Source organism: Halomonas sp. DP5N14-9 (assembly GCF_019802175.1).
Lineage (GTDB): Bacteria > Pseudomonadota > Gammaproteobacteria > Pseudomonadales > Halomonadaceae > Halomonas > Halomonas litopenaei.
This window is the reverse complement of record NZ_JAHVHR010000032.1, coordinates 40,269-54,815: the sequence shown is the minus strand read 5'-3', so window position 1 is coordinate 54,815 and position 14,547 is coordinate 40,269. Positions and strand designations below refer to the sequence as shown.

Here is a 14,547-nt window from a genome sequence, read left to right as displayed (position 1 = left end):
ACGTCGCAATGCAGGAAGTCGCAACGCGTGGCGCAGTACCCGCATCCTTGCCTCGGGCTTCACGCATCGTCATCGTTGGACTCGGTTTGATCGGAGGGTCGCTGGCCGCCGCCTTGCGCAAGGCGGGGGTGGGGCAGGGGGATGACAGTCTCATCCTGGCCTGTGACCCAGACCCGAAGGAGCTCGAGTGCGGGCGTCGCATGGGGTTGATCGACGCGGGGTCGACGCAACTCTCCGAGGTCATCGAGGGTGCTACCCTGGTGGTGCTGGCGGTACCGGTGCTGGCCATGGGCCAGGTCATGGGCGAGCTAGGCGAATTGCGTGGCCGCGCTTCCGGCGATCTGGTGATCACCGATGTCGGCAGTACCAAGGCAGCGATCGAGGCGGCCGCCATCGAGGCCTTCGGTGAGCTTCCCGCGCGCTTTGTGCTTGGGCATCCCATCGCCGGGTCGGAAAAGAGCGGCGTGGCGGCGGCCAATCCGGAGCTGTACCAGGCCCACAAGGTGATCCTGACGCCGACCTGCGCCACCGACCCCGATGCGCTTGAGCGTGTGCGGGCCCTGTGGCAGTTGACCGGTGCCGAGGTGCTGGAGATGGACGTGGCTCGCCACGATCAGGTGCTGGCGCGCACCAGCCATCTGCCGCATTTGCTGGCTTTCTCGCTGGTGGATACCCTGGCGCGCCAGGATGAGCGGCTCGAGATCTTCCGCTACGCCGCCGGCGGCTTTCGCGACTTCACCCGCATCGCCGGTAGTGATCCGGTGATGTGGCGAGACATCTTTCAGGCCAACCGGGGCGCCGTGCTCGAAGCCCTGGATGACTTCGAGTCAGGTCTGGCCCGACTCAGGGACGCGGTGAACCGTGGTGATGGCGATGGTCTGCTGGCCACCTTCGACCGCGCCAGTCATGCGCGCCACTATTTCGATACTCTGTTGAATCAGACCAGCTATCAGGCGGAATATCAGATGCAAGAATCAGCCATGCTGCGCTACCGGGTGGCCCCGGGCGGAAGCGTCACCGGTCGCATCCGGGTCCCCGGCGACAAGTCGATTTCCCATCGTTCGATCATGCTCGGCGCGCTGTCCGAGGGCGTTACCGAGGTGTCCGGATTCCTCGAGGGCGAGGACAGCCTCGCCACACTTCAGGCCTTCCGCGAGATGGGGGTGGCCATCGAGGGCCCGCACCAGGGCCGCGTGACCATCCACGGGGTCGGCATGCACGGCTTGAAGAAGCCGGCAGGTCCGCTCTACGTCGGCAATGCCGGCACCGCCATGCGGCTGTTTGCCGGGCTGCTGGCGGGGCAGGCCTTCGACACCGAATTGACCGGTGATACCTCGCTGACGCGTCGTCCCATGGGGCGGGTGGCCGATCCGCTGCGCCAGATGGGGGCGGTGATCGACACCGCCGAAGGCGGGCGTCCTCCGCTCAGGATCAAGGGCGGCCAGGCGCTGAAGGGCATCCACTACGACATGCCCATGGCCAGCGCCCAGGTGAAGTCCTGTCTGCTGCTGGCGGGGATGTTTGCCGAGGGTGAGACTCGTGTGCGTGAACCCGCACCGACCCGCGATCACACCGAGCGCATGCTCAATGGCTTTGGCTACGCCGTCGAGCGCGAGGGCGATACCTGCTGGCTGCAGGGCGGCGGCAAGCTGGCCGCTGGCCCGATCGATGTACCCTCGGATATCTCCTCGGCGACCTTCTTCCTGGTGGCGGCGGCCATCACCCCGGGGGCGGATCTGGTGCTGGAGCACGTCGGCATCAATCCGACCCGGATCGGGGTGATCAATATCCTGACCGCCATGGGGGCGGATCTGCGCCTCGAGAACGAGCGAGAGGTAGGGGGCGAGCCGGTCGCCGACCTGCATATCCGCTATCGGCCGCTAAAGGGCATCGACATTCCCGAGGACCAGGTGCCGCTGGCCATCGACGAGTTCCCGGCACTGTTCATTGCCGCGGCCAACGCCGAAGGCACCACGCGACTGCGCGGCGCCGAGGAGCTCCGGGTCAAGGAGTCCGATCGCCTGCAGTCCATGGCCGACGGCATGAGCGTGCTGGGTATCGACAACACCCTTTATGACGATGGCATCGACATCGTCGGCAATGGCGGCGATGGCGCCAACTATGACGGCGGGCGCGTGGACAGTCATGAGGACCATCGCATCGCCATGGCCTTCACCATCGCGGCCCTGCGCGCATCAAGCCCGATCGAGGTCAACGACTGCGCCAACGTGGCCACGTCCTTCCCCGGCTTTGTCGAGCTGGCACGAGGTGTCGGCCTTGAACTCGAAGAGGTACGCGAGGAGCAGGCATGAGCGATCATGACGAGCAGTCGGCCCCGGTGCTGACCATCGATGGCCCCGGCGGCGCCGGCAAGGGCACCATCAGCCGGCTGATTGCCGAGCGACTGGGCTGGCATCTGCTGGATAGCGGCAGCCTCTACCGGCTGACCGCGCTGTCGGCTATCGGCAAGGGCATCGCGCTGGACGATGAGCCGGCGCTGGCGGCACTGGCCTCGGCCCTCGATGTGGTGTTTCGCGCCGAGAATGGCGAGGCGGTGGTCGAGCTCGAAGGGCGTGACGTGACTCGCGAGATTCGCACCGAGCAGGTGGGCAACAGTGCCTCTCTGGTGGCGGCGTTGCCGGCGGTGCGCCAGGCGCTGCTCGAGCGCCAGCGGGACTTCCGCCAGGCGCCCGGCCTGGTCGCAGATGGCCGGGACATGGGTACCGTGGTGTTCGTCGATGCGCCCTTGAAGATATTTCTGACCGCCAGCGCCGAGGAAAGGGCGCGCCGGCGTCACCTGCAGTTGCGGGAGGCCGGGGTGGATGCTAGTCTATCGAGTCTTTTGAAGGAGATTCAGGCGCGCGACGACCGCGATACGCAGCGTAGCGTGGCGCCGTTGGTGCCGGCCGATGATGCCATCGAGCTCGACACGACCCGCCTGAGCATACCGGAAGTGGTTGATCGGCTGTCCGAACTGTTGTCCCGAAAGGGGCTCCTGTCCGGCACCTGAACTCCCTTGCGGCGTCCCCGGCCAGATGTCACGACGTGCCCGAGTACAGGAAACGGAAAACTCGGTCAGGTCCAACCAGTGCCAACATCCCCGGGGGTTTTTGAATATGGCCCGCACTTGCTGGTGGTGCGGAGAAGCGGCCCTGCCGCACTCAACGTTGATCACGTAGGAACATCATGAGCGAAAGCTTTGCTGAACTGTTTGAACAGTCTCTCCAGGACATCAACATGGAGCCGGGCGCGATCGTCGCGGCTACTGTCGTCGACATCGAAGGTGACTGGGTCACCGTCAATGCCGGCCTGAAGTCCGAAGGTCAGATCCCTGCCGCGCAATTCCGCGACGACAGCGGCGAACTGACCATTGCCGTCGGTGACGAGGTCCACGTGGCCCTCGAAGCTGTGGAAGACGGCTTCGGCGAAACCCGCCTGTCCCGCGAGAAGGCCAAGCGTGCCGAAGCGTGGAAGGTGCTGGAAGCTGCCTTCGAGAAGGAAGAGATCGTCAAGGGCGTGATCAACGGCAAGGTCAAGGGCGGCTTCACTGTCGACGTCGACTCCATCCGTGCCTTCCTGCCCGGCTCTCTGGTCGACGTTCGTCCGGTGCGCGACACCACGCACCTGGAGAACAAGGAACTCGACTTCAAGGTCATCAAGCTCGATCCGAAGCGCAACAACGTTGTCGTTTCCCGTCGTGCCGTTCTCGAAGCCGAGAACAGCGCCGAGCGTGAAGCGCTGCTCGCCACCCTGCAGGAAGGCCAGCAGATCATCGGTATCGTCAAGAACCTGACCGACTACGGTGCCTTCGTTGATCTGGGCGGCGTTGACGGCCTGCTCCACATCACCGACATGGCCTGGAAGCGCATCAAGCATCCGAGCGAGATCGTGGCCGTCGGCGACGAGATCACCGTCAAGGTGCTGAAGTTCGACCGCGAGCGCAACCGCGTCTCCCTGGGTCTGAAGCAGCTGGGCGAAGATCCGTGGGTCAACATCAAGGATCGTTACCCGGAAGGCACCAAGGTGCACGCCCGTGTCACCAACCTCACCGACTACGGCTGCTTCGCCGAGCTGGAAGAGGGTGTCGAGGGTCTGGTTCACGTCTCCGAAATGGACTGGACCAACAAGAACATCCATCCGTCCAAGGTGGTTCAGGTCGGTGACGATGTTGACGTCATGGTGCTGGATATCGACGAAGAGCGTCGTCGTATCTCCCTGGGTATCAAGCAGTGCACCGCCAACCCGTGGGAAACCTTCAACGCCCAGTTCAACAAGGGCGACCGCGTTGCCGGTACCATCAAGTCCATCACCGACTTCGGTATTTTCATCGGTCTGGACGGCGGCATCGACGGCCTGGTTCACCTGTCCGACATCTCCTGGACCGAGACTGGCGAAGAAGCCGTGCGTTCCTTCAAGAAGGGCGATGAGGCCGAAGCCGTCATCCTGTCCATCGATCCGGAGCGTGAGCGCATCTCCCTGGGTATCAAGCAGCTCGATACCGACCCGGTTGCCGAGTTCCTGTCCGTCAACGACAAGGGCACCATCGTCACCGGTCGTGTCGTCGAGGTTGACGCCAAGGAAGCTCACGTCGAGCTGGCGACTGACGTCGTTGCCGTGCTCAAGGCGTCCGAGATCAGCGCTGACCGTGTCGAAGACGCGCGCAACGTGCTGAACGAAGGCGACAGCGTCGAGGCCCGTATCGTCGGTGTCGATCGCAAGAACCGTCAGATCGCCCTGTCCGTCAAGGCCAAGGACCAGGACGACACCCGTCGCAACATGAGCAAGCTGCGCGACCAGGAAGTCGAGACCGGTGGCCCGACCACCATCGGCGACCTGATCAAGCAGCAGATGGGTCAGGACTAAGCCGGACCCCGACACTGTTCGGGACTGGTAATGGTCAAGAGCGCTTCCTTCGGGGAGCGCTCTTTTTTTATATGTAAGAAATTGTAGAGGGCTGGAATGCCCCTCGTGGCGGCGCTGCCTCAGTATTATTGGTGAGTGGGGCGAGTTTTTACCACATATGCTTGAGGGGACGTGTTTTCGGGTTGATGCCCTTGTTGTAAGCATCTACCGTTTGTTAGACAGGATTTTGACTTTGTTTTTTGGCCAATAACGTTTGAATAACGTCGTTTGGCTGGTTGTCATATACTCATGCAGGAGTGATAATGCCCCTGCATCCGAAAGCAACTACTATAGGCGTACCTTAATGTCTTCACTTTTGAATGACTATATGCAGATGGAGCAGCAGCTCCAGCAACTGCAGGAAAGACTTGGTCAGCTCCAGAACGATGACCGTCTCAAGTCCGAACTCGAGTTCAAGGGAAAGCTCGAAGAGCTGATGAAAGAGTTCGACAAGAGCGCATCTGACGTCATCGCCATCCTGGATCCGAAGGCCGCTGCTTCCCCGGCAAAGGCCGCTGCCCCGGCCGCTGGCGGTCGTCGCAAGCGCAAGCTCAAGATCTACAAGAACCCGAATACCGGCGAAGTCGTCGAAACTCGTGGTGGCAATCAGAAGACGTTGAAGGCCTGGAAGGAAGAGCACGGTAATGACACCGTCGAGTCCTGGCTGGTACGTGTAGAAGACTGATGATTGTTTGAGCCGCAGATGAGGCAGTGCCTTGGACGTTGCATCGGTCCGAGACTGTTTCGATCTTCAGGCTTGCGGTGCCAGAAGCCGTCTTGAACCATCGACATGACAGTGACGTCGTCGTATTGTTCGAGGCGGTTTCTTTTTGCACGGTACTCCTTGATCGGCTGCGTCTCGTTGGAGGCGAAGCCTGAAGCCCGTAGCTTCGACTGCCCCTTGCGATGTTTCTGATTGCGATGTTTCTGGTTTCCGGGGAAGGGACGAAGCGTAGCCTCCCGCTGCAACAGTGTGATGCAGGCGAGGCAGGGCTGTGGCCTTGTCGTTGCCGTTGTCGTTGCCGGTACTCTGCTTGAATTCTGGTATGATGGAACGCAAAAGGTGGCCACCGAAGTGACCACCAAGAGGGAGGCTTGCAGGCTCGGGGAGGCTAAGCGATCAGTCCTCTTCGAGTAGCGGCAGTCGCAGTTCCAGCCCATACTTGCCTTTGACCAGCTGAGGCGCTTCGCCGCTCAGGTAGACGCCGTGTTCAGACAGGCCGCGACAGGCCATGAACAGCATGGCGCTGGTCAGGTGTGAGCTGTCCTCGAGGGTGATGCAGGCGTGTCGCTGGGCCGGCAGCATGACCAGGCGGAACGGCAGTGGCAGCGCCAGGCGGTGTGCGTGTTCTTCGTCGACGTGGACACCCAGGTCGATACGGGGCGCCTCGCTGGCCAGCGGGTGATCGTGAAGAATGGCGATCGGTGCCGCGTTGGTGAGGCGTGCCGGAAGATCGTAGGCGCCTTCGGCGTTACGCTGCCAGTTGTCCAGGTTCTCGATGATTTCGGGCGGCTGATAGAGGCGGGTGACCGCGGCACGCCGCAGCGGCAGGTCGGCCATCTTCACCGAGAAGTGGGGCAGATTGTGGCGCTGGCGATAGAGTTCCAGGCGCTGGTTCTGGCGGTACTCCCGGGGAGCGACACGGTAGCGGCGCTGGAAGGCGCGGGTGAACGCCGAGTGATTGCGATAGCCGCAGCGTTTGGCGATATCATGTACGCCGTGGGGCGTATGGATCAGCAGCCTGGCGGCCTTCTCGAGCCGCAGCATGTCGCGGTAGGCACTTGGCGAAATGCCGAACGACTGGCGGAAGCGCCGACGCACCTGGGATGAGGAGTACCCCATACGCGTGGCAAGATCTTCGATACTCAGCTGACTGTCCAGGGTTTCCTGGAGCCAGATTTCGGCGCGCATCATCTCGTTGAACATGGTCTTGCCTCCCTGAACCATCGGCGCGGACTCGACCCTCCCTGGGTCCTCGGAGAGCGAATCCGAGCGTCCGTATCGCTGGTCGTTGTAGTCGGAACATCCGCCTGTCCCGAGGTATGATGGTGTAGGTTTGTAGCGTTAGGATACATCCTGTTACGTAGTTATGCAGTCTAGCGCGCCTGTCTGGCAAGTGCAATGTGCCGTTTTGATCGTTTGTGCACAAAACGTCAGTGATGGATTGCATATCTAACATGCTGTTGTGAAAGTAAAAAAGGCGTTATTTTCGAGCCTTTCTTGATAAGGTGGTGCCGCAGGATACTGAACCTGTCGCACCTCCATCGACGTTAACGACTGGTAACAAATGAAATCTCAGAGTTCCCAAAAGCCTATGGACGAACGCGAGAAGCTTCGCCGCTTTCGTGAATTGGATGACGCCTTCGCGGAAGCGCTGCGCAGCCTGGACAACCCGAACAAGGCCGCCGAGATCCCCACCGGCCCTCCGGTCCGCTCCATCGACAGCCTGGAAGAAGAAGAGCAGCGTCGTAAGGAAGAGGACTTCGAGCGGCGGCTGCTGGGCTTGATCCAGGAATATGCCCAGACCCCTGAATCGGTGCGGGAATTGGTCGCCACGCTGCAATCGATGGGGCGCATCGCCTGACCGCATGACCTCTGCCTTTGTCAGGGGTCATCGAGATGGAGCTTGCCGGACTTCAACCTGTGCGATTTTGACAGGGATTTTCCGACGGCTCTGTGGGTAAAGGCCGTGGCGTCTTTGCGCAAATACTGCAAAATGATGTCAGCAATTGCTGATGTCAGCGCTTGCCGACAGGCGCGCGCTGCTTATGGCGGTTGCCGGAACGCAGGCGCCTGAGGCGGGGTGCAGGTGCTTTGGCACGTCAGGGGCAAGCCTCGTTGAGCGGGCGCGCTGGCGTGCGCCGCACCGGGCCCTTCAGCGGTAGCGAAAGACTCTCAAGCTTGGCAGGAAGGGGGTGTCCTCGAGGCGTTCGTCGCTTCTCCGGGCGCGTTGGCGTTCGGCTGGCGGTTGTGCCGGCGGAAGGTTGTGATGGGGGAGTTGCGCCTGGGGCACAAGCAGGGGTAGAGCCGCATTCATGGCACGCCTGAGGCGACCGTCCGGCAGAGGGTCCCGGTAAAAGAGGTTGGCTCGCATCAGCGGTGCCTGTCGTTGCACCTGGGCCAGGGGCTCGCTGGAAGGAATGCCGGCGAGGCGCTCGAGTTGAATGCGAATGTGCGGTGACTCGGTGTCGAAGGCCATCAGCTTGCGCTCGACTTCGGCCACGCTCAAGCGGGTGATGGAGCGTCCGCTGGCGTACCAGGCCAGACGAACCCGCTCCACCGGCGCCTCGGCGATGGGCAGGGCGCGCCAGGTCTGTTTCAGATGGAGGCGGGCGAGGCCAGCGCCCCCCAGGTGATCATTGAGTTCCGGGTGGCGTATCGGCAGCCTGGCCTTGATCTCGGGTATCAGTTGGGGCGATTGCTGGCGAATGACACTCAGCCGTTCAGAAAACTCCGCCTTGGCCTGGTTCAGCGCCAGAGCCGCCTCGCAGGTGACAGGGTCTGCGGCCACCAGTCCGATATAGCTGCGGGTGACACGGCCGTCCTGGCCGTCGACATACCACAGATCCAGTAACGCCTGGCGCAGCCAGTCCGCATCGGCTGTCTCGCGATCGAAGGACCAGACAGGAAGGCGTGATGCCTGCCAGCCGTCGACGACCGCTCTGGCGCACGCGATGATCCGATCGAACCCTGCGTCGAGCTCTGCCAATAGCTGGTAGGCGGGCCGTGACGGGGCGCTGGCATTGCCTGGCCGGTCCATCGTTCAGTCCTGGTTGTGCAGGTCGCGTTCGGCTCTGGCGACCCACTCATCGATGCTGGTTTCGTCCATGGCGGGTTCGCCGGCAATGCGATGACTGCCATCGGCCCAGGCCCCCAGATCAATAAGACGACAGCGCTTGCTGCAGAAGGGGCGATAGCTGTTCTCGGGCGTCCAGAGTACTTCCTTGCGACATTGTGGGCAGGCAACCTTCAAGGTGCCCTGACGAGTGCTGTGTGACATGTGGGGCTCCTGATGCAAGACGTAAACGTCGATAGCGGAAGAGGCAGGCTCAGGCCTTGGCGGCGAGCCTGCGATAGGTGGCATCCAGTGCCTTGACGGCCTCGGAGAGCGCCGCTAGATCACCGTCATTGGTGATGACATCGTCGGCCAGTGACACCCGCTCGTCACGCCCCATCTGCGAGGCCACGATAGCCTTGGCCTGGGCCAGGTCGACATCATCGCGCTGGGTAGTGCGTTCGATCTGCAGCGCTTCTGGTACGTCCACCACCAGGGTGCGCTGGACCATGTCCACCTGCCCGGATTCAAACAGCAACGGGGAAACCAGCAGCACATAGGGGGCGTCTTGCTGCCGCAACAGCGACAGTCTCGTGACCAGCCGTTCGCGCACGCGTGGATGGGTGGTCGCTTCAAGCCAGCGGCGTTCCTTTTCGTCGGCGAAGACGAGGGCGCGCAAGGCAGCACGGTCGAGGCGACCTTCTCTGGTCAGTATGGCATCTCCATATCGGTCGACGATGGCCTTGAGGGCCGGCTCGCCCGGGGCGACGACCTCTCGCGCGATATCGTCGGCATCGACCCAGCGAGCGCCGAGATCGCCAAACAGACGGGCTACCGTCGATTTGCCTGAGGCGATGCCACCAGTCAGTCCAATTATCATGCCACCCATACTCCCTTCGTGTGTTCAGCGTAGTGCTTGTGTAGTGCAGTAGCCTGGGCCTTGAGTGCAACGTCGGCAAGCGACGATCAAAGGTTGCAGCGCTGAGAGAACGCAGTTTACGAGGTGCAACTTTCCATTTCGAGACGCCATTCACCCCGTGTCACCGAGCGCAGCGTGTCTTCATGTCAGTCCCGACAGCGCCTGATATCCGGTGAGCAGTTCATTGCCGGTGAGCAGGCCAAGACCGCCAGCCAATACCAGCGAAGGACCGAACGGCAAGGGCTGGCCCTTCAGGTGTCGGGACCTCCACTGTATCAGCAGACCCGAAATTGCACCTAGCAAGGCCGCGATCAATATCACCAGTGGCAACAGTTGCCAGCCGAGCCAGGCGCCGAGTGCGGCAATCAGCTTGACGTCACCAAGCCCCATGCCGTCGCGTCCGGTGAGGACGTGAAAGGCCTTGCCGATGGCCCACAGCACGGCGTAGCCGGCGGTGGCCCCGATCACCGCATCATCCAGACTGGCGGGGCTGAACAGCAGCTGGTAAAGCAGGCCACACCATAACAGGGGAAGGGTAAGGGCGTCGGGAAGCAGTTGGGTGCGCAGATCGATCACCGCCAGGGCCAGCAGCGTCAGGCTGGCGCCGTAAAGCCACAGGGCAGGCCAGGTGGGTCCGTGGAGGATGCAGAAGCAGACCGCGAGCAGGGCGCTGGCCAGTTCCACCAGCGGATACTGGATGCTGATGCGTCCCTGGCAACTGGCGCAGCGTCCGCGACGCTTGAGCCATCCCAGCAACGGCAGGTTGTCGTGCCAGGCGATGGGTGTGAGACAGCGCGGACAGCGAGAGCGGGGGCGGGCCAGTGACAGTGGCTCCTCGATATCGTCCGACAATTCGAGAGCCGCGCGGGCCTCGGTGCGCCACTGTTGCATCAACATGACCGGAAGGCGAGTGATGACGACATTGAGAAAGCTGCCGAGGCATAACCCCAGCAGAGCAACAAGAGCAAGAGAAGCGAAAGTGACATCCGAAAAAAGCAAAAGGAGCTCCGTGGTTCGGGGGCGGTCAAAGGAGGCTATTCTACCGTTGGCAAGAAGCAATTGTCTGGTGATACGACAAGGCAGCGGGTGATGTCAGGGGCCTGGACGTCCCTTGCCGGGCTTCCTGCGTCGCCCTTGGGGTGTCACCTGCTCAGCCATTAGTCTAAAATTGTTCCCTTTTTCCGATCAGGTAAGCGACATGACCCAGACGTTCGGACCCGTGATGCTGGATCTCGATGGCCATGAGCTATCGGCAGAGGAGCGATCGCTGCTCGAGCATCCCGCCACCGGTGGTGTCATCCTGTTTGGACGCAACACTCGAGATGCGCACCAGGTGCGCGAACTGTGCCGGTCGATTCGAGAGGTGCGTCCTGATCTTCTGCTGGGCATCGACCAGGAAGGAGGGCGTGTCCAGCGCCTGAAAGACGGAGTCACCCGGCTGCCGCCGATGTCCCGCCTGGGGCAGGAGTACCTGGACTCACCCGAGACGGCCGTACGGCTGTGCCAGGACGCCGGCTGGCTACTGGGTATGGAAATGGCCGCCTGTGGCCTCGATCTGAGCTTCGCGCCGGTGCTGGATGTCGACGTCGGGCTGTCATCGGTGATCGGTGATCGCAGCTTTGCCGGTGATCCCGAGACCGTGGCGCTGCTGGCGGGTGCCTTTGTCGAGGGGCTGCACGACGCGGGGATGGCGGCGGTCGGCAAGCACTTTCCGGGGCATGGCGGGGTGAAGGCCGATACCCACCATGAAGTCGCGCGTGACGAACGTAGCCTCGATGAACTCCGACAGCACGACCTGGTGCCGTTTCAGTCTCTGGCACCCAAGCTCGATGGCATGATGCCGGCTCATGTGGTGTATCCCGCCTTCGACCCAAGGCCTGCAGGATTCTCGCGCCCCTGGCTTGGCATGCTGCGTGAGAGCCTGGGTTTCAAGGGCCTGATCTTTTCCGATGACCTGACCATGGCCGGCGCTCAGGTCGCCGGTGGGCCGGTGGAGCGCGCCCAGGCGGCCCTCGACGCCGGCTGTGACATGGTGCTGGTGTGCAATGACCGAGCCGCTGCCAAGGCGGTGCTCGATGCCTGCGCCGAGCGTACCGTTCGCCGGGCTTCACGCTTGCGCTATGGCCGCGCTCGTCCTGACCTGGACGCCTTGCCGGCCCTGTCTCGCTGGCGCCGGGTACACGCTCGCCTCGAGGCGATGACTTCCGATTGATGTTTGAAACGAGTTGACTGTTATGCCGAAACTGGACCCTGCCCATAGCGCTTCACGTGACGATATGCGTGAGGTGATGGACACCGCGGATTGCCTGATCAGCCATGATGAAGTCGAGCGTGCGCTCGATCGCATGGCCGAGGAGATTACCCGGGATCTCGGCGATGAACTGCCGGTGTTCTACTGCGTAATGAACGGTGGCTTGATCACGACCGGTCACCTGCTGCCGCGTCTGGGCTTTCCGCTGGAGGTGGACTACCTGCACGCCACTCGCTATCGCGGCAAGACCCGAGGGGGCGAGCTGTTCTGGCGTGTCTCGCCGGAGATTCCCATGGCCGGACGTCATGTGGTGATCGTCGACGATATCCTCGACGAAGGTGCCACCCTGGCGGCCATCCTCGACTATTGCCGCGAGGCCGGCGCCAAGAGCATCTCCACCGCGGTACTGGTGGACAAGAATCACGACCGCAAGGCAGTGCCTGGCCTCAAGGCCGATTACTGCAGCCTGGAGGTCGCCGACCGCTATGTCTTTGGTTTCGGGATGGACATTAAAGGTTACTGGCGCAACGCCCCGGGGATCTTTGCCCCCAAGGGGATGTGAAAAGGTAAGGCCGACCACTACGTCTTTGGTTTCGGTATGCTGATATAAGGTCGGTAAAGGTTACTGGCGAAACGCCCCCGGCATCTTCGCGCCGAAGGGGATGTAAAAAGGTTAGGGCAAGACCGACCGCCAGTGTCCGGCGTCAGCAATACAAGAAGCGCCCCGGGGATAGCCTCCGGGGCGCTTCTGTTTTGGGGTGCCAGGTAAGCCAGGAGCTTGGCTTTCAGGTCCTTGGCTTTCAGGCCCTTGGCTTTCAGGTCCTGCTATTCAGGACTCAGGCCAGTCCAAGTTCGTGGGTGGCTTCCTCGCGCATCTTGAACTTCTGCACCTTGCCGGTGACGGTCATCGGGAACTCGTCGACGAACTTGACGTAGCGCGGCACCTTGTAGTGCGCGATCTTGCCCTTGCAGAAGGCCTTGAGTCCTTCCTCGTCGAGCTGTTCGCCTTCGCTGAGCTTGACCCAGGCCATGACCTCCTCGCCGTACTTCTGGTCGGGTACACCGATGACCTGGACGTCGGAGATGGCGGGATGGGTGTAGAGGAAGTCCTCGATCTCGCGGGGGTAGATGTTCTCGCCGCCGCGAATGATCATGTCCTTGATACGCCCGACGATGGCCACATAGCCTTCATCGTCCATGGTCGCTAGATCGCCGGTATGCATCCAGCCGGCGTTGTCGATGGCCTTGGCGGTGGCTTCCTCGTTGTTCCAGTAGCCGAGCATCACGCTGTAGCCACGGGTGCACAGCTCGCCGGTCTCGCCCTTCGGAACCACCGCGCCGCTTTCCGGATGCACCAGCTTGACCTCCAGATGCGGGTGGATGGTGCCCACCGTGGTGACGCGCTTGTCCAGCGGGGCATCGGTGGTGGTCTGGAAGCTGACCGGGCTGGTTTCGGTCATGCCGTAGCAGATGGTCACGTCCTGCATGTTCATCTGGTCGATGACCCGGCGCATCACCTCGATCGGGCAGATGGAGCCTGCCATGATCCCGGTACGCAGCGACGACAGATCGTAGCGTTCGAAGTCCGGATGCTCGAGCTCTGCGATGAACATGGTGGGGACACCGTACAGCGTGGTGGCCTTTTCTTCCGCCACCGCTGCCAGGGTGGTCTCGGGGTCGAAGCCGTCGGCGGGGTAGATCATGGTGGCGCCATGGGTCACACAGCCCAGGTTACCCATCACCATGCCGAAGCAATGGTAAAGCGGTACCGGAATCACCATGCGGTCCTGATCGGTCAGGTTCATCGCCCTGGCCACGAACATGCCGTTGTTGAGGATGTTGTGGTGGGACAGGGTGGCGCCCTTGGGCGCACCGGTGGTGCCGGAGGTGTACTGGATGTTGATCGGCTCGTCGAACTGCAGACCTGACTGCACCTCGGCCAGTTCCTCGGCGCTGACTTCGTCGCTGCGCTCGAAGATGCGCTCCCAGGCCAGCATGCCTGGCAGGGTCCTGGCCGAGTCGAGGCAGATGACACGCTTGAGCTCGGGCAGTCCGGCCAGTTTGAGCGGGCCAGCCCCCTGGACGTCGTTGAGCTCCGGGGCAAGCTCCGCCAGGGTGGCCACGTAGTCCGATGTCTTGAAGCTGCCCTGGAGGATCAGCGTCGAGGTGCCCGACTGCTTGAGCGCGTAGTCGAGCTCATGGGTGCGGTAACTCGGATTGATGTTGACCAGGATGGCGCCGATCTTGGCGGTGGCGAACTGGGTGATCGTCCATTCAGCGCAGTTGGGTGACCAGATGCCCACCCGGTCGCCTTTCTTGACGCCCATGGCCAGCAGCGCGCGGGCCGCCTGGTTCACCTCGTCCTGGAGCTCGCGCCAACGATAGCGTAGCCCCTGGTGGCGGCTGATCAAGGCGTCCTGGTCGGGGAAGCGGGATACCGTTTCGTCGAAGCAGTCACCGATGGTCTGGCCCTTCAGGGGCAGGTCACTGATGCCGCTGACGTAGCTCACGCTCGAGGGTGAGGGCGCGGTCGAGGGAGCGAGATCGGGAGAGGAAGCAGACTGGCGTGTCATCGTGGCTCTCGTCTTGTCGTCTGGTGATTGCCGTGGGGCAGGGTGTTGTCATTGTTCGGGGCAGAGCATTGGCAGTCAGGGTGTCGCAGCAGGCGAGGGACCAGCAGCCAGTCGTGGAGGACGGGA

13 protein-coding genes are annotated in these 14,547 nt (G+C 62.3%); 7 read left to right on the top strand and 6 right to left on the bottom strand.

Going from position 1 to position 14,547, the window contains the following annotated elements; genetic code table 11:
* Positions 1–8: 8 nt before the first annotated feature.
* From KUW00_RS18905 to KUW00_RS18890, 4 genes are all read left to right on the top strand, one after another.
* A complete protein-coding gene (locus KUW00_RS18905; RefSeq protein WP_222569880.1) occupies positions 9–2,312 on the top strand; it encodes a bifunctional prephenate dehydrogenase/3-phosphoshikimate 1-carboxyvinyltransferase in 2,304 nt (767 codons plus the stop codon).
* The gene (gene cmk / locus KUW00_RS18900) at positions 2,309–3,010 is read left to right on the top strand and encodes a (d)CMP kinase (protein WP_222569872.1); all 702 of its coding nucleotides are present in this window, start codon (positions 2,309–2,311) and stop codon (positions 3,008–3,010) included. Before KUW00_RS18905 ends, cmk begins: the two co-directional genes overlap by 4 nt.
* Positions 3,011–3,186: 176 nt before the next feature.
* The gene (gene rpsA, locus KUW00_RS18895; protein ID WP_045994817.1) at positions 3,187–4,863 is read left to right on the top strand and encodes a 30S ribosomal protein S1; all 1,677 of its coding nucleotides are present in this window, start codon (positions 3,187–3,189) and stop codon (positions 4,861–4,863) included.
* 343 nt (positions 4,864–5,206) lie between these two features.
* A complete protein-coding gene (locus KUW00_RS18890) occupies positions 5,207–5,587 on the top strand; it encodes a histone-like nucleoid-structuring protein, MvaT/MvaU family (protein WP_108133796.1) in 381 nt (126 codons plus the stop codon).
* A gap of 435 nt (positions 5,588–6,022) precedes the next feature.
* Here KUW00_RS18890 and KUW00_RS18885 read toward each other — a convergent pair whose 3' ends face one another.
* Complete coding sequence (locus KUW00_RS18885; RefSeq protein ID WP_045992373.1) at positions 6,023–6,829, bottom strand: helix-turn-helix transcriptional regulator; 807 nt, start codon at positions 6,827–6,829, stop codon at positions 6,023–6,025.
* Positions 6,830–7,190: 361 nt separating this feature from the next.
* Here KUW00_RS18885 and KUW00_RS18880 point away from each other — a divergent pair, with 361 nt between their 5' ends.
* Entirely contained in the window at positions 7,191–7,487 is a 297-nt protein-coding gene (locus tag KUW00_RS18880; protein ID WP_045992371.1) for a hypothetical protein, read from the top strand.
* A gap of 291 nt (positions 7,488–7,778) precedes the next feature.
* Here KUW00_RS18880 and KUW00_RS18875 read toward each other — a convergent pair whose 3' ends face one another.
* The 4 genes from KUW00_RS18875 to KUW00_RS18860 all read right to left on the bottom strand — a co-directional run bounded on the left by KUW00_RS18875 (position 7,779) and on the right by KUW00_RS18860 (position 10,596).
* The gene (locus KUW00_RS18875) at positions 7,779–8,663 is read right to left on the bottom strand and encodes a DNA replication terminus site-binding protein (RefSeq protein WP_222569871.1); all 885 of its coding nucleotides are present in this window, start codon (positions 8,661–8,663) and stop codon (positions 7,779–7,781) included.
* A gap of 3 nt (positions 8,664–8,666) precedes the next feature.
* Complete coding sequence (gene yacG, locus KUW00_RS18870) at positions 8,667–8,903, bottom strand: DNA gyrase inhibitor YacG (protein ID WP_045992369.1); 237 nt, start codon at positions 8,901–8,903, stop codon at positions 8,667–8,669.
* A gap of 49 nt (positions 8,904–8,952) precedes the next feature.
* Positions 8,953–9,558, bottom strand: a complete 606-nt coding sequence (gene coaE, locus KUW00_RS18865) for a dephospho-CoA kinase (protein ID WP_108447986.1) — start codon at positions 9,556–9,558, stop codon at positions 8,953–8,955.
* Positions 9,559–9,738: 180 nt separating this feature from the next.
* Entirely contained in the window at positions 9,739–10,596 is an 858-nt protein-coding gene (locus KUW00_RS18860; protein ID WP_261392268.1) for a prepilin peptidase, read from the bottom strand.
* Positions 10,597–10,795: 199 nt separating this feature from the next.
* Between KUW00_RS18860 and nagZ the strand changes: the two genes are divergently transcribed.
* Both nagZ and KUW00_RS18850 read left to right on the top strand, forming a co-directional pair.
* Positions 10,796–11,809, top strand: coding sequence for a beta-N-acetylhexosaminidase (gene nagZ, locus KUW00_RS18855; protein WP_108133799.1), 1,014 nt, complete (start codon positions 10,796–10,798; stop codon positions 11,807–11,809).
* Between the two features lie 22 nt (positions 11,810–11,831).
* Positions 11,832–12,410 carry a hypoxanthine-guanine phosphoribosyltransferase gene (locus KUW00_RS18850; protein ID WP_045992365.1) on the top strand — a complete coding sequence of 193 codons (579 nt, stop codon included), beginning with the start codon at positions 11,832–11,834 and terminating at the stop codon, positions 12,408–12,410.
* Between the two features lie 274 nt (positions 12,411–12,684).
* Here KUW00_RS18850 and KUW00_RS18845 read toward each other — a convergent pair whose 3' ends face one another.
* Positions 12,685–14,421: an AMP-binding protein gene (locus KUW00_RS18845; RefSeq protein WP_222569870.1), complete on the bottom strand. Its 1,737-nt coding sequence runs from the start codon at positions 14,419–14,421 to the stop codon at positions 12,685–12,687.
* Positions 14,422–14,547: the final 126 nt, after the last annotated feature.